29 protein-coding genes are annotated in these 24,384 nt (G+C 48.7%); 22 read left to right on the top strand and 7 right to left on the bottom strand.

Features of this window, described 5'->3' with window-relative positions; genetic code table 11:
* The coding region (locus G598_RS17560) for a zinc ribbon domain-containing protein (RefSeq protein ID WP_037363788.1) at window positions 1-208 on the top strand (208 nt) is incomplete at its 5' end.
* A 78-nt stretch (window positions 209-286) separates the two neighbouring features.
* On the opposite strand, the gene G598_RS0109260 is transcribed toward G598_RS17560, so the two are convergent.
* Complete coding sequence (locus G598_RS0109260) at window positions 287-838, bottom strand: hypothetical protein (protein ID WP_026766735.1); 552 nt, start codon at window positions 836-838, stop codon at window positions 287-289.
* A 14-nt stretch (window positions 839-852) separates the two neighbouring features.
* Window positions 853-1,008: a hypothetical protein gene (locus G598_RS19955; protein WP_169534982.1), complete on the bottom strand. Its 156-nt coding sequence runs from the start codon at window positions 1,006-1,008 to the stop codon at window positions 853-855.
* A 263-nt stretch (window positions 1,009-1,271) separates the two neighbouring features.
* Between G598_RS19955 and G598_RS17565 the strand changes: the two genes are divergently transcribed.
* Together G598_RS17565 and G598_RS20265 are read left to right on the top strand one after the other, a co-directional pair.
* On the top strand, window positions 1,272-2,003 hold the full coding sequence (locus G598_RS17565; protein ID WP_272867105.1) for an Rpn family recombination-promoting nuclease/putative transposase: 732 nt from the start codon (window positions 1,272-1,274) through the stop codon (window positions 2,001-2,003).
* A 270-nt stretch (window positions 2,004-2,273) separates the two neighbouring features.
* Entirely contained in the window at window positions 2,274-2,441 is a 168-nt protein-coding gene (locus tag G598_RS20265) for a hypothetical protein (protein WP_245582786.1), read from the top strand.
* Window positions 2,442-2,739: 298 nt separating this feature from the next.
* Here G598_RS20265 and G598_RS0109280 read toward each other — a convergent pair whose 3' ends face one another.
* From G598_RS0109280 to G598_RS20440, 3 genes are all read right to left on the bottom strand, one after another.
* Window positions 2,740-3,291, bottom strand: coding sequence for a hypothetical protein (locus tag G598_RS0109280; RefSeq protein WP_026766736.1), 552 nt, complete (start codon window positions 3,289-3,291; stop codon window positions 2,740-2,742).
* Between the two features lie 77 nt (window positions 3,292-3,368).
* Window positions 3,369-3,734, bottom strand: a complete 366-nt coding sequence (locus tag G598_RS0109285) for a hypothetical protein (RefSeq protein ID WP_026766737.1) — start codon at window positions 3,732-3,734, stop codon at window positions 3,369-3,371.
* 31 nt (window positions 3,735-3,765) lie between these two features.
* Window positions 3,766-3,960: a helix-turn-helix transcriptional regulator gene (locus tag G598_RS20440; protein ID WP_026766738.1), complete on the bottom strand. Its 195-nt coding sequence runs from the start codon at window positions 3,958-3,960 to the stop codon at window positions 3,766-3,768.
* Between the two features lie 148 nt (window positions 3,961-4,108).
* On the opposite strand from G598_RS20440, the gene G598_RS0109295 reads away from it, so the two are divergent.
* Window positions 4,109-4,453, top strand: coding sequence for a helix-turn-helix domain-containing protein (locus G598_RS0109295; protein WP_026766739.1), 345 nt, complete (start codon window positions 4,109-4,111; stop codon window positions 4,451-4,453).
* 73 nt (window positions 4,454-4,526) lie between these two features.
* Here the strand turns inward: G598_RS0109295 and G598_RS18630 are convergent, their stop codons facing one another.
* Window positions 4,527-5,867: a protein kinase domain-containing protein gene (locus tag G598_RS18630; RefSeq protein ID WP_080656997.1), complete on the bottom strand. Its 1,341-nt coding sequence runs from the start codon at window positions 5,865-5,867 to the stop codon at window positions 4,527-4,529.
* Between G598_RS18630 and G598_RS0109305 the strand changes: the two genes are divergently transcribed.
* The 12 genes from G598_RS0109305 to G598_RS0109360 all read left to right on the top strand — a co-directional run bounded on the left by G598_RS0109305 (window position 5,868) and on the right by G598_RS0109360 (window position 16,399).
* Window positions 5,868-6,476, top strand: a complete 609-nt coding sequence (locus tag G598_RS0109305; protein WP_245582787.1) for a helix-turn-helix domain-containing protein — start codon at window positions 5,868-5,870, stop codon at window positions 6,474-6,476. It begins immediately after the preceding gene.
* Window positions 6,477-6,591: 115 nt separating this feature from the next.
* Window positions 6,592-7,317, top strand: a complete 726-nt coding sequence (gene pyrH, locus G598_RS0109310) for a UMP kinase (protein WP_026766741.1) — start codon at window positions 6,592-6,594, stop codon at window positions 7,315-7,317.
* Window positions 7,317-7,874, top strand: a complete 558-nt coding sequence (gene frr, locus G598_RS0109315; protein ID WP_026766742.1) for a ribosome recycling factor — start codon at window positions 7,317-7,319, stop codon at window positions 7,872-7,874. The genes pyrH and frr overlap by 1 nt, the downstream gene beginning before the upstream one ends.
* On the top strand, window positions 7,874-8,086 hold the full coding sequence (locus G598_RS0109320) for an aliphatic sulfonate ABC transporter (RefSeq protein ID WP_026766743.1): 213 nt from the start codon (window positions 7,874-7,876) through the stop codon (window positions 8,084-8,086). Before frr ends, G598_RS0109320 begins: the two co-directional genes overlap by 1 nt.
* A 3-nt stretch (window positions 8,087-8,089) precedes the next feature.
* The gene (locus G598_RS0109325) at window positions 8,090-8,260 is read left to right on the top strand and encodes a DUF362 domain-containing protein (RefSeq protein WP_014423751.1); all 171 of its coding nucleotides are present in this window, start codon (window positions 8,090-8,092) and stop codon (window positions 8,258-8,260) included.
* A gap of 85 nt (window positions 8,261-8,345) precedes the next feature.
* Window positions 8,346-9,161 carry a polyprenyl diphosphate synthase gene (uppS, locus tag G598_RS0109330; protein ID WP_026766744.1) on the top strand — a complete coding sequence of 272 codons (816 nt, stop codon included), beginning with the start codon at window positions 8,346-8,348 and terminating at the stop codon, window positions 9,159-9,161.
* A gap of 15 nt (window positions 9,162-9,176) precedes the next feature.
* Window positions 9,177-10,004: a phosphatidate cytidylyltransferase gene (locus G598_RS0109335; protein WP_026766745.1), complete on the top strand. Its 828-nt coding sequence runs from the start codon at window positions 9,177-9,179 to the stop codon at window positions 10,002-10,004.
* 6 nt (window positions 10,005-10,010) lie between these two features.
* Window positions 10,011-11,162: a 1-deoxy-D-xylulose-5-phosphate reductoisomerase gene (locus G598_RS0109340; RefSeq protein ID WP_026766746.1), complete on the top strand. Its 1,152-nt coding sequence runs from the start codon at window positions 10,011-10,013 to the stop codon at window positions 11,160-11,162.
* 15 nt (window positions 11,163-11,177) lie between these two features.
* A complete protein-coding gene (rseP, locus tag G598_RS0109345) occupies window positions 11,178-12,215 on the top strand; it encodes an RIP metalloprotease RseP (protein WP_026766747.1) in 1,038 nt (345 codons plus the stop codon).
* Between the two features lie 4 nt (window positions 12,216-12,219).
* Window positions 12,220-13,302, top strand: a complete 1,083-nt coding sequence (gene ispG, locus G598_RS0109350; RefSeq protein ID WP_026766748.1) for a flavodoxin-dependent (E)-4-hydroxy-3-methylbut-2-enyl-diphosphate synthase — start codon at window positions 12,220-12,222, stop codon at window positions 13,300-13,302.
* Window positions 13,289-15,010, top strand: a complete 1,722-nt coding sequence (locus G598_RS0109355) for a proline--tRNA ligase (RefSeq protein ID WP_026766749.1) — start codon at window positions 13,289-13,291, stop codon at window positions 15,008-15,010. The genes ispG and G598_RS0109355 overlap by 14 nt, the downstream gene beginning before the upstream one ends.
* A gap of 165 nt (window positions 15,011-15,175) precedes the next feature.
* Window positions 15,176-16,399, top strand: coding sequence for a dicarboxylate/amino acid:cation symporter (locus G598_RS0109360; protein WP_026766750.1), 1,224 nt, complete (start codon window positions 15,176-15,178; stop codon window positions 16,397-16,399).
* 554 nt (window positions 16,400-16,953) lie between these two features.
* Here G598_RS0109360 and G598_RS0109365 read toward each other — a convergent pair.
* Window positions 16,954-18,624: a DUF4127 family protein gene (locus G598_RS0109365; RefSeq protein ID WP_080656998.1), complete on the bottom strand. Its 1,671-nt coding sequence runs from the start codon at window positions 18,622-18,624 to the stop codon at window positions 16,954-16,956.
* Window positions 18,625-18,776: 152 nt separating this feature from the next.
* Between G598_RS0109365 and rsmD the strand changes: the two genes are divergently transcribed.
* The 6 genes from rsmD (at window position 18,777) to larB (ending at window position 24,382) form a co-directional block, all read left to right on the top strand.
* The gene (rsmD, locus tag G598_RS0109370) at window positions 18,777-19,361 is read left to right on the top strand and encodes a 16S rRNA (guanine(966)-N(2))-methyltransferase RsmD (protein WP_026766752.1); all 585 of its coding nucleotides are present in this window, start codon (window positions 18,777-18,779) and stop codon (window positions 19,359-19,361) included.
* Entirely contained in the window at window positions 19,358-19,843 is a 486-nt protein-coding gene (gene coaD / locus G598_RS0109375; protein ID WP_026766753.1) for a pantetheine-phosphate adenylyltransferase, read from the top strand. The genes rsmD and coaD overlap by 4 nt, the downstream gene beginning before the upstream one ends.
* An 18-nt stretch (window positions 19,844-19,861) precedes the next feature.
* A complete protein-coding gene (locus tag G598_RS17575) occupies window positions 19,862-20,461 on the top strand; it encodes an ATP synthase subunit B family protein (protein WP_037363791.1) in 600 nt (199 codons plus the stop codon).
* A gap of 145 nt (window positions 20,462-20,606) precedes the next feature.
* On the top strand, window positions 20,607-22,154 hold the full coding sequence (locus G598_RS0109385) for an SLC13 family permease (RefSeq protein WP_026766754.1): 1,548 nt from the start codon (window positions 20,607-20,609) through the stop codon (window positions 22,152-22,154).
* A gap of 13 nt (window positions 22,155-22,167) precedes the next feature.
* Complete coding sequence (locus tag G598_RS17580; RefSeq protein ID WP_037363793.1) at window positions 22,168-23,505, top strand: PLP-dependent aminotransferase family protein; 1,338 nt, start codon at window positions 22,168-22,170, stop codon at window positions 23,503-23,505.
* Between the two features lie 118 nt (window positions 23,506-23,623).
* Window positions 23,624-24,382: a nickel pincer cofactor biosynthesis protein LarB gene (larB, locus tag G598_RS0109395; RefSeq protein ID WP_026766755.1), complete on the top strand. Its 759-nt coding sequence runs from the start codon at window positions 23,624-23,626 to the stop codon at window positions 24,380-24,382.
* Window positions 24,383-24,384 lie beyond the last annotated feature (2 nt).

Below are 24,384 nucleotides of genomic sequence, written 5' to 3' on the forward strand. Positions count from 1 at the left end.
CAAGCTTGCATGGCAGGGCAAACAACTTATAAAGATAGACAAGTGGTATCCAAGCAGTCAATTATGCCATATTTGCGGCTACCAAAATGACGAAACTAAAAACTTGTCTGTGAGAGAATGGGATTGTCCCGCTTGTGGCAGTCACCATAACCGCGATAAAAACGCTGCAATAAATACTCGAGAAGAAGCTAGACGAATATCTGCCTAACGAATCTCGTAAAATACCGTGGGTCGCACGGGAATCTACGCCTGTGGAGAGAGTGTAAGTCGCTGCAACTCTTCGGAGTCAGTGGTGCTGTTCTCGTGGAAGCAGGAAGCTCCCGCCTCTATAGGCGGGGGGACGTTCACTGAGTCGTTTGATTTCATCTGTGTTCAGATATTCCATGGACAATATGGTGGTGTAGGGGGCCAGTTCTTTGGGAATGGCAGCGGTGCTGGAAATAATGACGATGTTGCATTCCATATCATCATTGCCGATGGCAATTTGTTCGGATAAATACTTCAGCTGTGCAATGATATCCGGTTGTTCGATTAAGGATTGCGTATCTTTTAAGACCAGTACCTTGCGTGACAGGTCGAATTTTTGGGCAAATTTTTCATTCCCCATCCTGTGCGGGCTGGCAAAGTTCTTCAACGCTTCTGCTAAGGAGATATCTTCCATATTTAGTTCGGGCGTTTGCGGATAGAACAAACCGCGCATATTCCATTCGACAAGAGGACGATTAGAGGATGCCTTTTGAGTGATTTGCATGGCTTTATCTTCTTCGAAGGTTTCCAAATATAAAATAGGGAAACCGGCATCCATATATAGATTCAAGCGTTCTGTTAATGATTTCATGACGTACTCCCTTATTAGAATTTCCGGTTAATCGTCCAGCTATGCGGCTTGTTTCCCTGTTTGCGGGGGCACTTGCCTGGCAGGGGTCTTCCTGTATTGACCATGCGGACAACTTTGTTGCCGCAGCATGAGCACATATACTCGACGTGGGTAATCGGTTTGTTGGCCATGATATTTTCCTCCTTTATGGTAAACAATTTTGTTATATTCCATCAATAATGGACTTTTATTATATTAAATGTTAATATATGCGTAAGAGTAAAATGCTTTACATAAATGTTTTTTACGAATCAATTTCATGGTACAATAAAGGAAAGGAGCACCTTAAATGTCAAACGGACGGTATCGAGTTAAACCTTGGGAAGAACTTACGATTGCGGATGACTATATGTTCAAGCTAGTTATGTGACATCCTAAGATTTGCAAGCGGCTTATTGAGAAAATCCTTAAAATTAAGATTCGGCATATTGATTATCTGGATGATGAAAAATCCTTGAAGTTCCGTTATTCTGGCAAGGGGATTCGCCTTGATGTGTATGTAGAGGGTGATGATACCATCTATGATATTGAAATGCAGGTTCGTGATTACGGTGATGATGAATTGGCTCATCGTACCCGCTATTACCAGTCTATGATTGATGTAGATGCTTTAGCGGCGGGAGCAGATTATAAGGAACTGAAAAACTCCTATATAATATTCTTGTGTCCTTTCTCCCTATTTGATGGTCAGCGCCATATGTATACATTCCGAAATATTTGTCTTGAAGAACGTAAACTGGAACTGAATGACGGAACCACTAAAGTTTTCCTCTGTTCCGAAGGTGAACTGGATGATGTATCTGCTGATGTAAAGGCGTTTTTAGATTACATGAAGGGGTTGCCCAGTAGTGATGATTTTGTTAATGAAGTGGATAATTTTATCAAGGAAGTCAAGATAAAGGACGAAGAAAGGGTGAGCTACATGACGTACGAAATGAAAATGCGCGAAGCCCATGAGGATGGAAAAGAGGAAGGGCGCAATGAGGGGATTCGTGAAGGCATGTTGAAGGCTGTTGCTATGCTGAAAAAATTGAAGCTAAGCAAAGAGGTGGCTGCCAAACAGATTGCAGATACATATTCCTTAACATATGAAGAAGCGGTAGCCATGGTCAATAGTAATTGGTAATATGTGGATTTTGTGGAAGGCCAAGTTGACTTGTCATTTTTGCAAGTCAACTTGGCCTTAAGCAACTAGGGCTTATGGCTCCATATCGGAGAAATCCCTCTAACATCATAACCACTTATGTCCGCCACAAATGGGACATGTACTTGATTTGAAAAGGAAATAATATACTCAACTTTCCCACCACGAAAATAACGCCAATGGTCCTATGTCAAGATTTAGTACAACATAAAACGGAGTATTGGTGAATTATTCTATGTCTCATGCGATGAATTGCAGGATTTACAGTACATGGATGCGCTGATTATGGTGTTGAAAAAGCTTGTATCCATGATAACGGAAAAATGGCTTTTCCTTGAAAAAGAACTAAATGCCATGCTGGATTCCTTCTTGGAAAATCTGCCTGATTTATGGCACAACTACCTGAACCGATGTGCATGAGGTTGCCTTTTTAGCAGTCAGTTCCCTATGCTACGCCTGATAGAAGGCTTGTTTCAGATGTGCGAAGTTTGAGATATTAATAATTCCAGCAATAAACATTGCCACTAATGAACGTCAAAATTTTATGTATATCAATTATAAATTGATAAAACATAATGGGCATGACAAGGATGGTGGATTTGTGGAAAATATGACAATAGATAACATTCAAGGTGCTGAAGATGTTTTAGTTAGGGAATGAATATTAAAAATGACGATAATAGCGAAAATAAGCGCTATTATCGTCATTTTTGGGATATTATTGTTCTAATGAACGAATAAATGAATCATCACTCATTGGTTGAAGATTCATTTGGGAAACATATCTTTCTCCGTTAGACTTTTTGGAGGAATATATTATAAGATAAGTTCTTCTTGTTGGATCAATTACATAAAATTGGTTACTAGAGCTATCGATTTTATAAATATCTTTAGCTTCTTGATATGGCATTCCTAAATGTACACCTGCTAATGTGTTTATGCCAATATCTTGTCCTGTGGAAGAAAATACTTGAATATAACTTACACGTCCTTGCCAACTCCCGTCTTTTTTACCTATTCTTATTGTTAGTTTATCTCCGTATATATAGTCTTGACAAACTATAGCATCAGCTAACAAAATATTGAAATAAGGAATTTTTTTGTTAGGCTCGCCATACATATTTAAAATTTGCGATTCTGTATAATTGATTTCTAATCCTTTAAAGGATGCATCTCCTTTTACTCGGTCTTTAGCATAACTAATAGATGTTGTAGTTATTATTGAAAAGAGAAGTGTGAGTATGAATGGTAATAATAAAATTCTTTTCATGTTTATTCTCCTTATCATCAAAAAAGATAATGAATAGACGCTATTTTGAAATATGATACTTTACAGTTTGTTGAATATTAGTATTGTTCTATCTCAATGACTTTACCACCAGAAAATATTGATTTGACCATCCACCAACTTGTAATAGTTGCAAAACTACCAAAGGTAAAATCGAAACGAAGACGGATAAAGTCGCCATCTTTTATTTTGAAGCTGAAAGGTCGACTCTTTAGGAATGACCAATTCATTTTTATGTGTATTTCGTGAAGACCAGCAGGAATTTCAAAGCGCTCTTTATTACCGTTACTAACACGACCTATTTCTGTGCCATCAAGATATATTTTGCATGCACAAAGCATACCTACCCATCGACTTACGCGATAAACTTCGATGCTCGCAGGCTCTAAATCTGTAGATAACTGAACATTATTTGTGGATTCCATAATGACTCATCCTCCTAAAAATATAGAAAGTTTATGGTATGTGGTTAGGGAATAATTCCTCAAAAGAACATTTTAATATTTGTGTCAATTGTCTAAGCTTATTCATTCGTGGAAAGTGCATACCAGTTTCCCATTTTGCAACTGTTGACCGGTCGACCTTGATTTTTGATGCAAGTTCTTGTTGACTGAGTTTTTGCGCTTGACGTAGTTTGCGCATACGGTTCATATTATCTTTTCCTGTGAATTAAACGCACATTTTATATTATGAATTATACGACTATTTTGAATGGATGTCAATGATTTAGTGAGTATAACTCACATCTTGCTTCAGATGTCATTTCCTGCAAGAATATTATTTAGTAGGGAGTGATTCTATGAATGTCACGGGACAGCGGCTGCGTTTGCTGCGTGAGGAACGGAAGTGGTCGCAGGAAGCAGTGGCGGAAAAGCTCGGCATATCGCGGACGGCTTATAATAAGTATGAAAATGGTGCGATTCGTCCGGTGCGCAAGCTGAAAGAACTGGCAGATTTATTCGGCGTGAGTGCCGATTATATTTTAGGTAGTGCAGATGATGAGACAGGTGATGTGCCTGCTATGCACCGGCAAATGAAAAAATATATGGAACTGAGCGACAACGGAAGGAAGATTGTTGACCTCACGCTTGATGCGGTCTATGCACACGAAGAACGGCGGGGAAACCTGCCCAAATATGAATGATGGATAAATTTATTCCATTATAAAGTAGTCCCCACAGCATTTGGTTAGCTGTGGGGACACTTTTGGTATTTTTTTACGGGGCATAGGAAAAGGAGATTCGGTAGCGGCTGCTGCAGATTTCCTGCGGTGAATCGCTGCTCACTTCAATCGACAATTCGCCTAGCGTAACGTTAGTGGTCTTTTCCGGATTGATGATGGGATAGTTGGCCAGGGGGATGTTTACATCGGTGGATTCGCCGGGGGCGAGGGCGTTTATAGTTACGCTTTGGGTATCGGTATAGCCGTGGCTGTCATAGTGAAGGGTTACATGGGCGTTACGCCAAGGCTCGGGGCTGCGGTTGATGATGCGCAGTGTGACGATATCGTCTGCGGGCAGATGAATTATGCCTTGGCCATCGCGGGCCTGTTCCCAAAAGTTGCGGTGGAGTTCAATCAGAGTGCTGCCGTTATTGATGGGCATGTCAAAGTTTTCCATCCAGCCTTCGAGACGCTGGCCATAGTGGAAATATTGTGTGCGGATATAATTGGTGGTTGTTTCTGCCGGGGCGGGTGTTGTTTCTGTGGGCTTGTTTTGTTGGTGGGCTGGAGGTGCTGGGGCCGGAACGGTTATATTTGAAGGTGTGGGAGCTGGTGGTGCAGCGTCGGTGGCAGTTGGGGGAGTGTTGGTGTTTTCTTGAGGTTGGTTAGTCGTGGCATTTGTCGGTGGGCTGTCGGTGTTTTCTTCGGTGGCAGCAGGCGGTGTGGGTTCGGCTGGTGGTTGGACAGGATAGAGGTATGCTAAGAGGGCAAGAACAGGCAAAATCAGAAGCAGGGCGCTTCTTTTATTCAGGGCAGGCCGCCTGATGGCCGCTTTTAGTTCCTGCATACTTTGATAGCGGTCGGCAGGGTCAAGGCGCTGGCAGCGTTTGAGGATGGAACGGAGTTTTCCTTGATAGTCCGGGGGCAGCAGTTCGTTGATGGTCTGCCCCAGGGCGTAAATATCGCTGCGGCAGTCGGTCTGCCGGAAGCCGAACTGTTCTGGCGGAGCGTAGTTTTTTGTGCCGAGCAGTTCGGTGTCTTCGCGCTGGCTGTCTTTTAACAGGCGGCAGGTGTCAAAGTCAATAAGCCGGGGCGTACCGTCTTTTTCGATGAGGATATGGTCAGGTTTTATATCGCGGTGGATGATGCCCAGTGCGTGCATGGCGGCAAGGCCGTCGCAGAGGGCGAGCAGGATTTTTTCTGCTTCCAGAGGTGTGAGAAAACGGCCTTCATGTTTATATTGAGCAAGGCTGGTGCCGGTGATGTATTCCTCGCTGGTGATGGTTTCGCTTTTGGTTTCGGTGATGTAATACAGTTGGGGCAGCAGGGGGATTTGGGCCTCTTTTAACGGCCGCAGGGGCAGGCCGGTCTGCCGCAGGTGTTTTAGGATGACCAGTTGTCACTGCGGGGCAGCGGCCAGCCATACCGCACTGCGTTCCGTCTGTTTGAGCAGGCGGATTTTTTCGTATTGGCTGGTTATAAAGTCGAGGGCATGCATAAAATCACCTTGCTTTCTTGTCAGGGCTGTTCTATGATGGTGGTAATCAAGAGCAGGGAGGATTTTTCGATGAATAATCAGGAAATGGATACGGAATCCTTAGAGAACCGGCTGAGTCAGACTGGAGGTGTGAAGGAGTTTTGGCGCGATAATGAGCTGAATCTGCGGGAGATGACATTGGCGGATTTTCTGTCCAAGCTGCTGGCGCAAAAGGGACTTAAAAAGGCTGAGGTGATTCGCCGGAGTGAAATGGATAGGTGCTATGCTTATCATATATTCGGCGGGCAGAAAGAGAATCCCTCCCGCGACAGGGTGCTGGCACTGGCATTGGCCATGGAACTCAGCCCCAAGGAAACGCAGCATTTTCTGCATTATGCAGGGGCGGGGGCACTCTATGTCCGCGACCATTTTGACAGTGTGATTTGGTATGCGCTGGAACATAAGCTGGGCGTAGTGGAAACAAATCAGTTGCTGGAGGATTTAGGACTGCGGACATTTACCTTATAATTTTTTATGCAGAGTGCACAAAACTTTTGTGTTCTCTGTCATTTTCATGTATAATGTAAGTTAGTGTGAGTAAGAATAGCAAGTACAGAGATGCTTGACATGGAGGGTATTAGTTTTGGAAACAGCGAAATATAAACGTGTTGTCTTGAAGCTTTCTGGTGAGTCTTTGGCCGGTGATCAGGGATTTGGTATCAATCCGCCTATCGTGGAGGATATTGCCAAGCAGATCAAGGCCATTCGTGAGCGTGGCGTAGATGTGGCTGTTGTTGTTGGCGGCGGCAATATCTGGCGCGGTCTGGCTGGTTCTGCCAAGGGCATGGATCGTGCGCAGGCTGACTATATGGGCATGATGGCAACGGTGATGAATGCTCTGGCCCTGCAGGACGCTTTGGAAAAGATGGACGTGGATACGCGTGTGCAGACGGCCATTGAAATGCGTCAGGTCGCTGAACTCTATATCCGCCGCAAGGCTATCCGCCATATGGAAAAGGGCCGGGTAGTAATCTTCGGTGCTGGTACGGGCAACCCCTATTTCTCCACGGATACGACGGCTGCTCTGCGTGCGGCAGAAATTGAAGCTGACGTTATCCTGATGGCAAAGAAGGGCACTGACGGTATCTATGATTCTGACCCCAACAAGAACCCCAACGCCAAGAAGTTTGATGAACTGACTTACTTAGAAATCATCAGCAAGGGCTTGCAGGTTATGGATACTACGGCTACGAGCCTCTGCATGGACAACAAGATTCCTCTCGTTGTCTTTAACATTGATGATCATGAAAATATCGTGCGTGCGGCCCTCGGTGAGGAAATCGGCACCACTGTAGGAGGTAATAAATAATGGTAAAAGATATCCTTAGCTCTCATGAAGAGCGTATGCAGAAATCCATTGATGCACTGAAACGTGAATTCGCATCCCTGCGTGCTGGCCGTGCTACGCCGTCCCTCTTGGACAAGGTTATGGTGGATTATTATGGCACGCCGACGCCGGTTAACCAGATTGCCAAAGTGGCTGTTCCGGAACCGCGCATGATCATGATTCAGCCCTATGAAAAATCCATGCTGCATGAGGTGGAAGTAGCCATCATGAAGTCGGATCTGGGCCTGTCCCCGAACTCGGATGGTACGGCTATCCGTCTGGCTATTCCGGCACTGACGCAGGAACGCCGTCAGGAACTCGTGAAGACCGTTAACAAGAAGGCAGAAGAAGCCAAGGTTGCTATCCGTAATGTGCGCCGCGATGGTAACGATGCCATCAAGAAGCTGGAAAAAGGCAAGGAAATCACCGAGGACGAATCCAAGAAGGCTCAGGAATCCATGCAGAAGCTGGCCGATAAGTATGTAAAAGTGGTCGATACCACCCGTGCCGGCAAGGAAAAGGAAGTCATGGAAGTCTGATGATACCCGATGTTGCGGCACTCCCGTGGAAGGAAGCAGAAGCCAGACTGCGGGAAGCAAATGTATCTTATACAACAGAACGGACTCGTCCCACGCGGGATTTTTTCCCCGTGGATGAGGATAGATTGTATGTTATTCGCCAGCGTGAGGGAGCAGACGGCAAGCTGCTGCTGACGCTGGCGGCTAAACAGATTCCTATGGAGGAGGTGTAACACATGGCTTACAAAATTGGTGAGGATTGCATTTCTTGCGGTTCCTGCGCAGCTACTTGCCCGGTAGAGGCAATCAGCGAGGGTGCAGAACGTTATGAAATCGACCCGGATAAGTGCGTAGAGTGCGGCGCTTGCGCTGCTGGCTGCCCGGTATCTGCTATCGAGGCTCCCTGACGCTACTTTGCAAGCCCCTCTGGTGCTTTTGGCAGAGGGGCTTGTTTTGCTTTTATGAGATAATTTTCCTAGTGAGGGATTATATATGATAAATAAATTATTAGGCAAGGCAGTCATGACGCTTGCTGGCCGTGATGACTTTGCTATTCCAAAGCATGATTCGCCGTTGTTTGAAGGTGTTGACTGGGATAATCTTCCCCGGCATGTAGCGGTAATAATGGACGGCAATGGCCGTTGGGCTAATGCACAGGGGCAGGTTAGAACCGTTGGTCACAGTGCAGGAGCCAAGGTTTTAAAAAATATCCTGAAGACCGCTATCGGCTTAAATCTTGAGTCGTTGACGGTATACGCATTTTCCACAGAAAACTGGACTCGTCCGGCTACAGAAGTAAAGTTCCTGATGAATCTTATCTACGGGTACCTGAAGCAGGAATTGCAGGAAATGCATGAAGACAACGTGCGAATTCACTTTATCGGTGATATCGCTGGATTGCCTGATTATCTCCAAGAGGAAATTCGTAAGGCCGAGGAACTGATGAAGAACAATACAGGCGTCAAGTTCAATGTGGCAACAAACTATGGTGGACAGGATGAAATGATTCGTGCGATACAGAAAATTGCTGTATCGGTGCAGAACGGAGAAATCACGCCGGCGGATATTCAAAAAGAGTTGATTGAGGATAGTTTGGATACCTGCGGCAATCCACCGGTGGACTTGTTGATTCGCACGGGCGGTGATCATCGTTTGTCGAACTTCCTTCTTTGGCAGGTTGCGTATGCTGAGTTTTATTCGGCAGAGGTTCCCTGGCCGGAATTCTCGCCGAAGTGCTTTGTCAAGGCGATAAAGGAGTTTAACAATCGTGACCGGCGTTTTGGCGGCCTCAATGATGATAAAAAATAATGGGAGCGTTGCTTTTTGTTAGTTAGAATTATCACGGGAATTATCGGCATTGCTGCGGCGGCTTTTGTCATTCAGACAGGGGGCGCGGTCTTTGCCGGTTTTACGCTTTTACTGATGCTGTTGGCCTGGTTTGAGTATGCCCGGGCTTTTTCGGAGCGCGGCATGGGGATTGCCCTCGTTACGGGCTTTATCGCTTTGGCGGCTATGTGGTATGCTGCCTGGCAAAAGCCGGAACTTTTGGCACTGGCCTGCCCGCTCATCGTGCTGGTTATGCTGCTCGAAAGTGTACTGATGCGCAGTTCGACCACCATTATGGATGCGCTGGCTTCGGGGGCTGGGATTATCTATATCGGTTTTCCGTTTACCTGCCTGCTGCAGCTGCGGGGAATGCTGCCGGAGACGCTTTTTAGTACGGAAATCAGCAGTTTCACCTTTGGCTGTGCCTTTGTCTGGATTATGTTTATCGGCACCTGGGCCAGTGATACCTTTGCCTATTTTACGGGTACGGCGATTGGCCGGCACAAGCTTTGCCCGTCCATCAGCCCCAATAAGACTATTGAGGGCTTTATGGGCTCGGTTATCGGGACTACGGCGGTCGTGGCAGGCTTAGGCTATTATCTGAACTTGCCCCTGCAGGAAATGGCGGTACTGGGGCTGTTGATTGCCATTTTTGCCACGCTGGGGGATTTGGTGGAATCCGTGGCCAAGCGTTATGTGGGCATTAAGGATTCGGGCAATATCATTCCCGGTCATGGCGGTGTATGGGATCGCTTTGACAGCGTTCTCTTTACGGCGCCGCTGGTTTTTTATTTTGTACAGTTTGTGAATCTTCTAGGGAAGTGATAACAGATGAAAAATATTGCAGTATTGGGATCTACGGGGTCTATCGGCACGCAGACCCTTGAGGTCGTGCGCCGCAATCCGGAGCTTTTCCATATATCGGTGCTCGCGGCCAATTCCCGCGATGAACTCTTTGAGGCGCAGGTTCGTGAGTTTGAGCCGGAACTGGCGGTATTGGCTGATGTTGATGCCTATAACCGTTTAAAGAGCCGTTACAGCGGCAAGACGAAGCTGGCAGGCGGTCGTCAGGCCTTTATTGACGCCGCAGCTTTTGATGGCGTGGATACGGTCGTAACCTCCATGATGGGCTTTGCCGGTCTGGAACCGACCATGAAGGCACTGGATGCGAAGAAAAATATCGCGCTGGCCAACAAGGAAACTTTGGTGGTAGCTGGCGAAATCGTAACCCGCAGAGCCAAGGAACAGGGCGTTAAGATTCTGCCAGTGGACAGCGAACACTGTGCGTTCTTCCAGTGTCTGCAGGGCGAGAAGCTGGAGTCTATCGAAAAACTTCTGCTGACATGCTCCGGCGGTCCCTTCCGCGGCAAGAAGCGTGAAGACCTGCTCGACGCTACGAAGGCGCAGGTTTTGGCTCATCCAACCTGGAATATGGGGCAGAAAATCACCGTGGACTCGGCGAGCCTCGTAAACAAGGGCCTTGAAGTTATCGAAGCCAAGTGGCTCTATGATGTAAGCTATGACCAGATTCAGGTGGTGGTTCATCCGCAGAGCATTGTGCATTCCATGGTGCAGTTCCGTGATGGCGCTGTGATTGCTCAGCTTGGTTCTACGGATATGAAGCTGCCGATTCAGTATGCACTGACTTATCCTGACCGTGTGCAAACAAGCTTTGACCGTTTGGATTTTTGGCAGATGAAGGATCTGACCTTTAGCCAGCCGGATACGGATACGTTCAAGGGCCTCAAATTTGCCTATGAAGCCGGTGCTATGGGCGGCAGTATGCCCTGCGTGTTCAACGCAGCCAATGAAATTGCCGTAGGCGCATTCCTGCGCGATGAAATCAAATTCCTCGACATTTACGATATCATTGAAGAGACGATGCTCAAGCGGGAATGCATTATTGAGCCCACACTGGAAGAACTTTTCGAAGAAGACCGCTGGGCAAGGGAGTTTGCTACGGAAGTTTTGCGGAAGTTGTAAAAGGATGGTGACTTTATGGTATTAACCATTGCAGCGGCTGTTTTTGTTTTTGGCCTGCTGGTATTGGTGCATGAATTGGGCCATTTTATCACGGCGAAAATGACGGGGATGCGGGTCGATGAATTTGCCATCGGCTTTGGCCCGAAGATTTTTAGCTTTACCCGCGGTGAGACGGTGTATTCCCTGCGGGCTATCCCGTTGGGGGGCTTTAACGATATTGCAGGTATGGACCCGGCCAACAATGAGGCCGGGGCGCGCGGCTACTGTGAAAAGCCGGTACTTTCCCGTATGATTGTCATTCTGGCCGGTTCGGCGATGAACTTTGTGCTGCCGGTGGTGCTGTTCTTTGGGATTTTCTTCTTCTCCGGTGTCAGCACGCCGAATCCTGAGCCGGTGCTGGGCACGGTTATTGCCGGTAAGGCAGCAGATTTAGCCGGACTTAAAGACGGGGATAGGATTATCAGTCTGGATGGCAAGGAGATCAGCAGTTGGACGGAATTTGTCGATAACGTCAAGGACAATCCGGGAAAACCCATAGCGGTAGTGGCCAGCCGTGGCGGAGAAACGATTGAAACCACTATGATACCTGCTTTGGATGAGAAATCCCAAAGAGCCATGGTGGGCGTGATGAGTTCGCTGGATACCCGGGAAACCGGCTTTATTGAATCTATGGAGTTGTCCCTGCAGAAGACGGGCATGATTATTGTCATGATGCTTGAGGCGCTGGCGCAGATTGTGTTGAAGCTTTCCGGCTCGGAACTGGCTGGCCCCATCGGTGTTGCTCAGATGGCCGGAGAAGTCGCGCAGATGGGTTTTGTGCCGCTGCTCAATTTTGCAGCGTTCCTGAGCCTGAACTTAGGAATCGTGAATCTGTTCCCGATTCCGGCGCTTGACGGCGGTCATTTTGTGACCCTGTGTGTTGAAGCGGTACGGGGCAAGCCCATGAGCCCCAAGGCTTTGGAATACACGCAGAAGGTGGGCATTGTGCTCCTGCTTCTGCTGATGGTTTTAGCAACCAAAAATGACATTGTACGCGTCTTTACGGGAGGCTAAATAAATGTTTGAACGAAAAAATACCCGTCAGATTCATATTGGCAACGTGGCTATTGGCGGCGGTGCGCCGATTTCCGTGCAGTCTATGTGCAATACCAAGACCACGGATACGAAAGCGACGGTTGCGCAGATTAAGGCCCTGCAGAATGCGGGCTGCGATATCGTGCGGGTGGCGGTGCCGGATATGGAAGCCGCACAGAATCTCGGCAATATCATCAAGGAAATCAATATTCCTTTAGTGGCCGATATCCATTTTGACTATAAACTGGCTCTCGAAGCCATCAAGCAGGGCATTTCCGCTCTGCGCCTGAACCCCGGCAATATCGGCGGGGAAGAAAAGGTGCGGGCTGTGGTCAAAGCCGCTAAAGAAGCCCATATTCCCATCCGTATCGGTGTAAATGCGGGTTCCCTGGATAAGAAGATTCTGGCCAAATACGGTGAAGTTACGCCGGAAGCCTTGGTGGAATCGGCCATGCAGCATGTGAAAATCCTGGAGGACTTGGATTTCCATGACCTCAAGATTTCGCTCAAGGCCCATGATGTGCCCTTGACGCTGGCCGCTTACCGCCTCATGAGCAAGACGGTGGATTATCCCCTGCATTTGGGCATTACGGAAGCAGGGACAGTGAATACCGGCATCATCAAATCCGCTGTGGGTATCGGCGCCCTGCTCTCTGAGGGCATTGGCGATACCTTCCGCATTTCGCTGACCGGCGACCCAGTAGTGGAAGTGAAAGTAGCCAATGAAATCCTGAAGTCTTTGGGCCTCAAAGAATACGGGCCGACGCTTGTTGCCTGTCCGACCTGCGGCCGTACAAGCATTGACCTGCCCGCCATTGCCGAGCAGGTGGAAAAGAAGCTCGAAGGCATTAAAGACCCCATTGATGTAGCCGTAATGGGCTGCGTGGTCAATGGCCCAGGCGAAGCCCGCGGTGCCGATGTCGGCATTGCCGGCGGCAACGGCGAAGGTCTTATCTTCCGCAAGGGCGAAATCATCCGCAAAGTGCCGGAAGAAAATTTAGTAGAAGAACTCTTTAAAGAAATCGATGCCATATTGGAGGAACGTAAGAACAATGCGAGCAAGTAATTTATATGCACCTACGCTGAGAAATACGCCGGCGGAAGCCGAGATTGCCAGCCATCAGCTCATGTATCGTGCGGGTATGATCCGCAAGGTTGCTGGCGGTATGTACACCTACCTGCCACTGGGCTGGCGCGTAATCCGCAAGATTGAAGAAATCATCCGCGAGGAAATGGACGCCGCCGGCGGTCAGGAAATCGGCATGCCGATTCTGCAGCCGTCTGAGCTTTGGGAAGAAAGCGGCCGCTGGGCAGCATACGGCGATGAAATGATGCGTATTAAAGACCGTCATGGCCGTAACTTCTGCCTTGGCCCGACGCATGAGGAAATGATTACGGATTTGGTGCGCGACGAAGTCAGCTCCTACAAGCAGCTGCCGTTGATGCTCTATCAGATTCAGGACAAATTCCGCGATGAACGCCGTCCGCGCTTTGGCCTTATGCGCAGCCGTGAATTCATCATGAAGGATTTGTATTCCTTCGATAAAGACGTAGAGGGCATGAATGTGTCCTATCAGAAGATGTACGATGCGTACACGAACATCTACACCCGCATGGGCCTCGAATTCCGTCCGGTAGAAGCCGACAATGGTGCCATTGGCGGCGGCCACTCCCACGAGTTCACGGTGTTGGCTGAAGCCGGTGAATCCAATATCGCTTACTGCACGAAATGCGACTATGCAGCCAGCGATGAAAAGGCTGCACTCAGTCCCATCGAGGCTCCGGCAGAAGAAGAATTGCCGCTGGAAAAAGTGGCTACGCCGGGCACCAACACGATTGAAAGCCTTGTCGAATTCCTGAATGTGCCCATCGAAAAGACCATCAAGGCTGTTGCTTACAGTAGCGACAACGGCAAACTGGTGCTGGCTTTTGTCCGTGGCGACCATGATGTAAATGAAGTCAAGGTCATCAATCAGGTAGAAGGTGCGCTGGAACTTACCATGGCCGAAGATGAAGCCATCAAGAATGCTGGCGGTTATCCGGGCTTTATGAGTGCCATTGGCATTCAGCCCAGTGAAGATGTCATTGTGCTCGTTGACCCGACGGTCATGAACATGCATAACGCTGTAGCTGGTGCCAACGAAGTAGATGCCCACTACAAGAACGTCAACCCCAAGCGTGACTTCAATGCTGAAGGGATTATTGTCACTGACCTGCGCATGGTCAAGGAAGGCGACGCCTGCCCGCACTGTGGCGCACCCATGAAGATGACCCGCGGCATTGAAGCCGGCCAGGTGTTTACGCTGGGCACGAAATACAGTCAGGCTATGGGTGCCATGTTCCTTGATGAGCAGGGCAAACAGCAGCCGCTTTACATGGGCTGCTACGGTATCGGCGTAGGCCGTACGATGGCTGCTGCTATCGAGCAGAACAACGATGAAAACGGCATCATCTGGCCGCGTGCCATTGCCCCGTTCGAAGTTGTTGTCGTTGCTGTAAACGCCAAGAAGGAAGACCAGCTGGCTTATTCCGAAGAAATCTACAAGGAATGCAAGGCTGCAGGCTTCGATACCCTGCTCGATGACCGTAAGGAACGCGCCGGTGTCAAGTTCAAAGACTGTGACCTTATCGGCTATCCCTTGCGCGTAGTTGTCGGCCCTAAGGCTGTAGAAGAAAACCAGATTGAAATCAAGGTGCGTAAGACGGGCGAAATGTTCACCGTCAGCCGCGAAGAATATTTGGATAAGGTAAAAGAGATTTTGGCAACGCTGTAATATGGATGAGCCTTCCCTGCGGGGAGGGCTTTTTTTATGGAGCAATGTAAACAAGTATACATGTACACATAACGGTAAATGCTAGACTATTGTTACAATATTCCGTATAATAAAGACAGATGGAAGCGCATTTATTAAGGATTTTTTGTAAAAGGGAGTGATAGTATGAATCTTTCCATCAAAATCTTTATCGCTCTGGTTCTCTCCGTGGTGGTTGGCCTGATAGCAGGCGAATCGTCTCTGCCGTTTATCAATTGGTGGATTGCTCCGATTGGTACCATGTTCATCAATCTGATTAAGATGATGATTGTGCCGGTGGTCTTCTTCTCTTTGGTGGTCGGCATGACCAGCTTGGGTGATACCAAGAAATTGGGCCGTATTGGTGCCAAGACCGTATGTTTGTATCTGGCAACGACGGCAGTGGCCATTTTGATTGGTTTCGGCGTAGCAGGGATTGTCAGCCCGGGGACGGGGCTTTCACTTACCAGTGATGCCGCAGTAAAGGTAAAAGAAGCACCAGGGCTTATGCAGGTGCTGGTAGCCATGATTCCGGCAAACCCGATTGACGCTATGGCAAAAGCGCAGATTTTGCCGGTTATCGTATTCTCTCTGTTCGTGGGCATTGGGATTGTCCATGTGGGCGGCGAACGCGCACAGCTTCTGATGAAGTTCTTTGATGCCGCTGCTGAAGTTTCCTACAAGATTATCGGCATCGTCATGCAGTTTGCACCGATTGGTGTGTTTGCTCTGCTCCTACCGGTAGTAGCGAAAAACGGCCCGGCAGTACTTCTGCCGCTGATGTCCGTTATCGGCTGTGTAGCTGTTGGCTGCGTGATTCATGCTATTGTGGTTTACTCCTCGCTGGCCCGCGTTTGGGGCGGCCATACGCCGATGGAATTCTTCCGTGGCATGAGTGAAGCCATGATGATTGCTTTCACCACTTGTTCCAGTGCAGCAGCGCTGCCGATTAACATGAAGAACTGTCAGGAAAAACTCGGTGTATCTCGTGAAGTTTCCTCCTTCGTTCTGCCGCTAGGCGCGACCATCAACATGGACGGCACAGCTCTTTACATGGGTGTGTGCTCACTCTTTATCGCTAACGTATTCGGTGTTGATTTGACTATGGGACAGATGCTCATGATTATCCTGACCGGTACGCTGGCTTCCATCGGTACCGCAGGTGTTCCGGGCGCTGGCCTTATCATGCTGGCCATGGTACTGCAGACGGCTGGTTTGCCGCTCGAAGGCCTGGCTCTCGTGGCTGGTATTGACCGTGTGCTCGATATGTTCCGTACCTGCCTGAATATCACGGGCGATGGTGCTGTTACCATCGTGATGGATCAGGAAGAAAAGAAATATGACAGCGGTGTGGCTGGGGCTGAGGCATAAAACGGCTTTCGGCTTAGGTTTACATCGATGAACTAAGACGCCCGGTGGCTGATTATACTTTTCCTCTGCTTAGACAGGCTTGTCCAACGCGACGGAAAAGCATAATCAGCCACCGGGCTTAGTGTTTGCATTGCATTACATTACATCGTTGTACTAAGACGCCGAGTGGGCTGATAATATTTTCCTTTGCCATAGACAGGCTTGTCAAAAGCTGCGGAAAACATCATCAGCCCACTCGGCTTAATGCGTAGATTACATAGATGTGCTAAAGGCGCCGTGGGGACTGGTAATATTTTCCTTCGCCATAGACAGGCTTGTCAAAAGCTGCGGAAAAACATCACCAGTCCCCACGGCTTAGGGCGTATTTTACGAGGTGCTAATAAGGGGGGGCAGGATTGGGGAATAGCTTTACTTGGTGGTGCTAGGGTAAAAATGCTAAAACTGAGGAGGGGCGGGGCGGCAGTGGCTTTCGGCAGCGTTTGACAAGCTTGTCTAAGCAGACGAAAGTTACTGCCGCCCCTCCCCTCCGTCTTAGTTTATCGAACTTCTCGAATCTATTGCGCAACAATATAGGGCGTACTTTCCAAATATATCTCAAAGGTACGGGGCCAGGGGAAGCTTAGTTCAATGGTCAGGTCACTGACCCATAATGTGAAATCGCCTTGTGGGGTATGGAAGTGGGCGGGATTTTTTACGGCTCTGGTCTGTTTGTAGGCGGCGAGGTGTTTTTGCATGCTTTTCTGCAGCATATGGTTGGCCCAGCGCCAGTTGTGTTCGAGGTCTAAGTCGGCGGTGTTTTGATAGCCGGCTTTTTTTAGTGTGTGATTGATGGTGTCGATATCTTCTTTTAGATAGAAATAATCTTCCAAGATGCGGTTGTGCAGGAATTTGATATTGCTGGCGGCAATGCTCATGGCTTCTTCGCGGCTTTGGGCTGTTTGCTGTGCGCTGGTGTAAAGGCTGGCAGAGGCTATGGCGGTGCCGATGGCATTGCTGGCGGTATTCCAGCCGGCGTAGGCGGTGAGGGTGTTTAGAGTATAATCGCTATCCAGCAGGAGGGGGAGCAAAGTTTCCTGCGCGGTGAAGTGTTTGGACAGGTCAACGAGAGCGATATTTTGGCCCTCAGCAGTTAAATTTTTTAATTCCTGTACATTGGCACGGCGGCTGCTGACAGTGTCTTTTTCGTAGTCATTAGCGGAAAGATATAGGATATAGTCGGCGTTTTCCCTATTGTCCGTCTCTTTCCCGCCAATCAGGGCGATTTTTTCGCGGGCGGTTTCCTGATTATCAATGGCCATATAGGGCATAACGGTTTCAGGAGTCTTGTTATGGTTATAGGCAAGATAAATTTGCGGGCAAAAGCCTGTTTGTTCATTTTGGAAGGCGGCCAGCATGGTCAGGGCGATTTCGTCAGCACCGTGGGTCAGGATTACTTTTTCCGTGGGAAGGTTTTCGCTGGTGATATAGTCTTTCAGGTGGGCTTTTTCGATATTGGGAATGCTGTATTCCTCGCCATCGTCCTGCCCGAGTACCAGTTTAGACAAGACACCTTCTTTTACGAGAGCGATGAGTTTTTTGTTGAGTTCTTCGTTTTCCTGAAAATGCGCCAGATATTTTTCCTTGCTTTCCGGGGAAATGGCGCTTTCTAAGCGGGACAGTTCCTGTTCATCGATAGAAAGGCCTGCTGCCTGACGGCCTTTCAAGCGGGAGTAGGCGAGTAAATCCTTGCGCTCCTGATAGCCGTCGATGGTATCCTGTGGTGTCTGCCGGGGCAGAATGGAAAAGGCCAGCAGGGGAACCGCGGGATTATCGGCATGGAGCTGGCGCAAGAAGTTCACCAAATCGTCCTGTTGGGCAGGTGTGGCTTCTTTTTCGCGGGCGGCGAGCAGTCCACCGTAGAGCAGTTGGTCGATGGAGATAAGAGCAGCTTGGTTATGGGGCGTATTTTCCTGCAGCCATTTGCGCATGCCGGCAGTATCGCCGGGGGCGGAGTAGTAGTCCTGCAATTCACTGGGGGGCGTCGTTACGTTAAAGCCCGCAATCGCGCCGCTGTCGATGACGAACTGCTTGCAGGGAGGACGCCCGTCCAAGGGGACAAGCAGGATATTTTTATTCAGCTGGCGGCTGGGCACAGGCGTGCCTGCAGCGGTGTTTTGGGAAAGCCCTGCATGCCAAAGTGCGCAAAAAAAACACAGCAGCAAGGGTAGAAACATGATTTTTTTCACGGTAAACTCCTTGGTCAAAATGATGATTCAAGTATAGCACAATAATCCGCTTTACAGATGTGCTTTTTCGCTGTATTTTAGCGGATATATAGTTCACTATTTTACGAAAATATGCTAAAATAATAGTGTTTCTGTATTAGGGAGTGAGAAATTTGCGCATAATTACCGGTTCGGCGCGGGGGTGCCGCCTGAAAACGCCCAAAGGGGCAGAGGTTACGCGGCCAACGGCGGACAGGGTGAAAGAGTCGCTGTTTAATATCTTAGGCCAAATGGTTGTTGGACGTAAGGTTTTGGATATCTTTGCCGGTACAGGCAATCTAGGGCTGGAGGCGCTCTCCCGTGGGGCAGAGTCTGCCGTCTTTGTGGATAAAGCGACGGCGAAGCTCATTACCGAAAATTTACAGCTCACCCGTCTGCAGGAAAAGGGCACAGTTCGCAGTGGTGATGTATTTGCTGAACTTTCCCGACAGACGGCAGGCAGGGCGGAGTTTTCCTTGATTTTCTGTGACCCGCCGTATCATAAAGGATTATGGCAGCAGGCGCTGAAGCAGATTGATTCTGCTGATGGTCTGATGGCAGAAAATGGTATCTTGGTTGTGGAGCATGGCGCTGAGGAAAATGAAATCCCAGAACTTTCGCGCTTGCAGCTGGTTCATAACCGCCGATACGGCCATACGACGCAGCTTAGTTTTTTCCAGTGGCGTGCCTACGTGGAAACAGAGGAGGAAGAAGCATGAGGCGGGCGGTGTGTTCGGGCAGTTTTGACCCGGTGACGCTGGGGCATGTAGATGTCTTTGAGCGGGCAAGCCGTATGTTTGATGAACTCATCATCTGCGTGTTCCGCAATATTGAAAAGCAGGGATTTTTTTCTGTCGATGAGCGGGTAAGGCTTATTGAGGAAGCTGTGGCTCATTTAAAGAATGTCCGTGTTATGGCGTTTTCCAGTCTGATTACCGATTTTATGGCGCAGCAGGATGCCAAGATTATCGTGCGGGGTGTGCGTTCGGTAAAGGATTTGGAGTATGAAGAAAATGAAGCGTATATGATTAAGCACTTGAATCCTGAAATTGATACCGTGTTTTTATTGACCCGGCCGGATTTGTCTTATGTAAGTTCATCTGGAGTGCGGGAGGTATTCCGTTTTGGGGGCAGTGTAAGTGGATTGGTACCTGCCTGTGTAGAACAGGCGATGAAAAATAAAAAAGAGCAGTGCAGATAGGGAAAGGATGTAGCAAATATGTCGTCGGTACGCGAAACCTTAGATAAAATTGAAAACATGGTCGTGGGAGCATCCCGTGTGCCATTTACGGAAAAGACGCTTATTAATGATAATGAATTGGTCCATTATGTAGAGGAACTGCGCAATGATTTGCCCAAAGAACTGAATCGGGCCGATGAAATCATGCGCAATCAGGCAAAGATTATCAAGCAGGCCGAGGAAGAGGCTGAGGAAATCAAGCGCAAGGCGCGTGAATATGCTGAGAGCATTACGAATGAGAATGAATTGGTCAAGCAGGCCAAAGAAAAGGCCAAAGCTATTGTTCAGCAGGCGCAGGAACAGGAAAAGGAAATCATGGAGCGCACGCAGACCAATGCTATTCAGCTGCAGACGAATGCTGATGCCTATGCCAATCAGGTCTTTGACCAGTTGATTGGTCATGTGAATGGCACTTTTCAGGGGGTTCGTCAGGCTGAAGCTGGTCTACAGCAGGCCTTGAATGTTCTGCAGCAGGCGAAGATGCAGATGAACCAGCAGGCCGCCCGTCAGCAGGAACAACAGCAGCCGCAACAGCAGGCGCAACCGCGCCAACAGCTCGCTCCTGCGCAGAGAAAATAAAAATAAGAATAGCAAACAAGCTGCTACAGCAAAATGGTTGTAGCAGCTTGTTTTATTTGGCAGGAATTCTTTTTCAGGGAGCGAATAATCCCAATAGAAGAACTGCTTATTTTGAAGAAATGTGTGAGTAAAGGAGGTTTATCAGGTGGACGCAAGACAATCTGAAGCGGCAGCGGTCAAGGCGGCAGAAGAAGCCTTTGACCGCAAGCGGCGCACCATTGGGCTTTTCGGTGCACCGATACTGGCATTATTGGTCTTTATGACGCCTATTGACGGAGTGACCTTGGAAGCCCACAAACTTTTGGCGATTATGGTACTGGTAGCACTTTGGTGGATTACCGAACCCGTACCGATTCCGGTTACTTCGCTTATCGGACCAACGCTGGCGGTTATTACGGGCGTAGTACCTGTGGGCACAGCGTTTGCAGCCTTTGCCAATCCCATGATTTTCCTGTTCATGGGGGGGTTTATTCTGGCCAAGGCCATGATGACGCATGGGCTGGATAAGCGTTTTGCTTATTGGCTGCTCTCACGTGAGTGGGTCGGTTCTAATCCCAGGCGGATTTTTCTAGCGGTTGGCCTTGCGGCAGCTCTTTGCTCCGGCTGGGTCAGCAATACGGCTACTGCGGCGATGATGTTTCCCATCTGTCTGGGCCTGTTGACTTCCATTAAAGAAATGTTTGCAGCCAATGGGCGGGAGATTCATCTGCATGAATATAAATATGCAACCGGACTGATGCTGATGACAGCTTATTCCTGCTCCATCGGTGGTGTTCTTACGCCTATCGGCACGCCGCCGAACCTCATCATGCTGGGCTTTTTGGATACCATGTGTGATATTCATGTGTCCTTCTTCCAATGGATGACCTGGGGCTTTATTGCGATGGTAATTTATTTCGCTATCGCCTATGTGGTGCTATCCCACATGTTTCCAGCCGATGTAGACCATATTGAGGGCGCAGATGTGTTCATCAGGACAAAACTGGCAGAGCTTGGTGGCTGGACCCGTGCCCAGAAAAATACGCTGATTGCGTTTATCGTTGCCGTTACGCTTTGGGTATTGCCGGGATTTTTGTCCATTGCCTTTGGCAGTACAGACCCGCTGCTCAAGATGTATAACCGCCTGTTCCCGGAAGCTATTGCGGCTATGGCTGGTGCTTTGCTGCTCTTTATCATGCCGGTGAATTTCAAGGAACGCCAGTTCACGCTGAAATGGTCAGAGGCCATGCAGGGGATTGAGTGGGGGACGCTGATTCTCTTTGGCGGCGGCCTGGCTATGGGCGGCATGATGTATAAGACCGGTCTTTCACAGTGGGTGGGCGATTTAATCGTCAGCTCTATGGGCGGTGCACCCTCGGAAATTGCGATGGTGGCGATTTTCTCGGTTATGGCGCTTTTGCTCTCCGAACTCACGAGCCATACGGCGGCTACGAATATGATAGGGCCTTTGGCGATTACGGCAGCGGTTTCAGCAGGCATCAGTCCTGTTCCGGTATCGGTGGGGATTGCGCTTTCGGCATCACTTGGCTTTATGCTGCCGGTTTCTACGCCGCCGAACGCGATTGTCTATGCATCGGGTTACATTCCTATTACCAAGATGATTAAGACCGGTGTATATATTGACTTTATCGGCATTGCCTGTGTGACGATTCCCTTAGCAATTTATTTTGTCAGCTGGATTACAGGTATGTGAGGAGGATATGAGCATGCAGAATCAAACGCTTACCGAGAGTCTGGCGGCTTTCGACCCGGAAATATATGGACTGTTGCAGGAAGAAATACAGAAACAGCGTTTTACCCTGTCGCTTTTGCCCACATCGAATGCGGTGTCGCCCTTTAGTGCGTATTTGAAGGCCAGTATTTTTGGCAATGGACATTTAGACCATCATGCTGTGCAGAGTCATTTGATCTTGGAAGATATTGCGGCCCGGCGGGCAGAGAAACTCTTCGGTGCTGACCATGCTATTGTGCGGATTTCCGATATTGCCGCTGCTTCCCGGGTGGTATTTCAGGCTTTGGCCACTACGGGCGATACCATTCTTTCCTTTAACCGCCGCAAGGCGGAACATTGTATAGGCGAACATTTGCGGCATGATTTTGTTTCGTTCAGCATTGAGCCGGAAACGGAACAGATTGATTTGGACAGGGTAGCACAACTGGCCAGCGCACGTAAGCCACGGCTGATCATTTATTCCCCGGTAAATTATCCCCGCCATATTGATTATGCCCGGCTCAAGGAGATCGCTGCAGGGGTTGGGGCTTACCTTTGGGTGGATATTGGCCAGAATGCGGGGGCTGTGGCGGCAGGCTGTGCTCCGTCACCGATACCTTATGCTGATGTGGTGACCATGCCCACCGATGATTCGCTCCATGGCCCGCAAAGTGCAGTTATCTTTACGACTATGGATTTAGCGGAAAACATGGACCAGGCTGTGCTGGATACAGGGCACTCTATGGTCAAGAAAAATGTGCTGGCTGCATTGGCAACCTCATTTTTGGAGGCAGGCAGTCCAGCGTTTAAGACCTATTGTGAACAGGTACTTAGAAATGCCAGAGCGTTGGAAAAAGGCTTGCATGATGCCGGGATAAAGACACTTTGCGGGAATACAGAGAGCCATTTGGTGCTGGCAGAGCTGCCCAATGACATGATTCCGGAGAAAATGGCGAAAAAATTGCGCGATGCCGGGATTATGGCTAAGGGGGATACCATGCTGACATCAGACGACAGCAAGACGTTTTCGATTCTGCGTTTGTCAACTTTAGACCCTACGACCAGAGCATTAAAGGAAGCCGCCTTACAGACAATCGGGCATTTATTGGGAGATTTTATTCAGTCCGGCGGTGATGAGTCCGCGCAGAAGAAGGTTAAAACGCAAATCCACGCCATTCTCATGGATAAGCCGCTGTTCTCCGATGAGTGGCTTTCCAAGAATATCAATCTTACACCAGGGTATGGGCAGAAAGATTTGAATATTGCCCGCGAGGTAGAGGCAGAGAAGAAAGAGGCACAGGCCGAGCGCATGTGGAGTTTTTGGGATAATTAACGTCGGTGTATTTTGGCCCTCCTTCCTGGGGAGGGCTTTTAGTATGTTTGTCGAAGATAATATTTGACTTGTAGTATACTCCAACGATTATAATAGATATAGGAATTGAGGTGACAGCATGAAGAAAACAGATATAGCAAAACTTTTACAGGCGTATAAAAATGGTGCTCTGACCGAGGAAGAAGCGGTGGACAAAATTGCTGAAACACCTTTTGAGGAGATGAAGTTTGCGGCCATTGACCATCATCGGGAACTGCGGCAGGGCATGCCAGAGGTGATTTTTGCTGCGGGCAAGACCCCGGAACAGGTACGGGATATTTTTTATTCTCTGTATACGCATAGCCAGGGCAATATTTTGGCCACCAGAGCAGGGCGGGAGCACTATGAAAAAGTGCTGGAAAAAGTGCCGGAAGCAGAATATGATGAAATGGCCCGGGCAGTTTACCTTGACCGGGATACGGCTAAGGTGCGGGACGAGCAGCATCAAATCCTGATTTTGACGGCGGGAACCAGCGATATTCCTGTGGCCGAGGAAGCAAGGCTGACGGCTTACCTCTTTGGCAATAGCGTCAAGACGCATTATGACTGCGGCGTGGCGGGGATACATCGTCTCTTTGCCCATTTGCCAGATATTGAGCAGGCAAATGTCATTATCGTCATTGCGGGGATGGAAGGTGCACTGGCCAGTGTGGTGGGCGGCCTTACGGATAAACCGGTCATCGCTGTGCCGACCAGTGTGGGCTATGGTGCTTCGTTTCATGGCGTAGCGGCCCTGCTTTCCATGCTGAATAGCTGTGCTGCGGGCGTATCCGTAGTGAATATTGACAATGGTTTTGGCGCTGGTGCTTTGGCCAGCAAGATTAATAAATTGAGGTGACG

This window comes from Selenomonas ruminantium subsp. ruminantium ATCC 12561, assembly GCF_000424065.1.
Lineage (GTDB): Bacteria > Bacillota > Negativicutes > Selenomonadales > Selenomonadaceae > Selenomonas_A > Selenomonas_A ruminantium.

What these genes read in the sequence shown, in the direction of transcription:
- G598_RS0109280 (WP_026766736.1), bottom strand. Translation starts at nt 3,291, where the DNA reads ATGAAAAGAATTTTATTATTACCATTCATACTCACACTTCTCTTTTCA.
- frr (WP_026766742.1), top strand. Translation starts at nt 7,317, where the DNA reads ATGGTAAAAGATATCCTTAGCTCTCATGAAGAGCGTATGCAGAAATCC.
- G598_RS0109355 (WP_026766749.1), top strand. Translation starts at nt 13,289, where the DNA reads ATGCGAGCAAGTAATTTATATGCACCTACGCTGAGAAATACGCCGGCG.
- G598_RS0109325 (WP_014423751.1), top strand. Translation starts at nt 8,090, where the DNA reads ATGGCTTACAAAATTGGTGAGGATTGCATTTCTTGCGGTTCCTGCGCA.
- G598_RS0109360 (WP_026766750.1), top strand. Translation starts at nt 15,176, where the DNA reads ATGAATCTTTCCATCAAAATCTTTATCGCTCTGGTTCTCTCCGTGGTG.
- G598_RS17575 (WP_037363791.1), top strand. Translation starts at nt 19,862, where the DNA reads ATGTCGTCGGTACGCGAAACCTTAGATAAAATTGAAAACATGGTCGTG.
- coaD (WP_026766753.1), top strand. Translation starts at nt 19,358, where the DNA reads ATGAGGCGGGCGGTGTGTTCGGGCAGTTTTGACCCGGTGACGCTGGGG.
- G598_RS0109320 (WP_026766743.1), top strand. Translation starts at nt 7,874, where the DNA reads ATGATACCCGATGTTGCGGCACTCCCGTGGAAGGAAGCAGAAGCCAGA.
- rseP (WP_026766747.1), top strand. Translation starts at nt 11,178, where the DNA reads ATGGTATTAACCATTGCAGCGGCTGTTTTTGTTTTTGGCCTGCTGGTA.
- G598_RS20440 (WP_026766738.1), bottom strand. Translation starts at nt 3,960, where the DNA reads ATGAACCGTATGCGCAAACTACGTCAAGCGCAAAAACTCAGTCAACAA.
- G598_RS0109285 (WP_026766737.1), bottom strand. Translation starts at nt 3,734, where the DNA reads ATGGAATCCACAAATAATGTTCAGTTATCTACAGATTTAGAGCCTGCG.
- G598_RS0109295 (WP_026766739.1), top strand. Translation starts at nt 4,109, where the DNA reads ATGAATGTCACGGGACAGCGGCTGCGTTTGCTGCGTGAGGAACGGAAG.
- G598_RS0109260 (WP_026766735.1), bottom strand. Translation starts at nt 838, where the DNA reads ATGAAATCATTAACAGAACGCTTGAATCTATATATGGATGCCGGTTTC.
- larB (WP_026766755.1), top strand. Translation starts at nt 23,624, where the DNA reads ATGAAGAAAACAGATATAGCAAAACTTTTACAGGCGTATAAAAATGGT.
- G598_RS0109340 (WP_026766746.1), top strand. Translation starts at nt 10,011, where the DNA reads ATGAAAAATATTGCAGTATTGGGATCTACGGGGTCTATCGGCACGCAG.
- ispG (WP_026766748.1), top strand. Translation starts at nt 12,220, where the DNA reads ATGTTTGAACGAAAAAATACCCGTCAGATTCATATTGGCAACGTGGCT.
- uppS (WP_026766744.1), top strand. Translation starts at nt 8,346, where the DNA reads ATGATAAATAAATTATTAGGCAAGGCAGTCATGACGCTTGCTGGCCGT.
- G598_RS19955 (WP_169534982.1), bottom strand. Translation starts at nt 1,008, where the DNA reads ATGGCCAACAAACCGATTACCCACGTCGAGTATATGTGCTCATGCTGC.
- G598_RS17580 (WP_037363793.1), top strand. Translation starts at nt 22,168, where the DNA reads ATGCAGAATCAAACGCTTACCGAGAGTCTGGCGGCTTTCGACCCGGAA.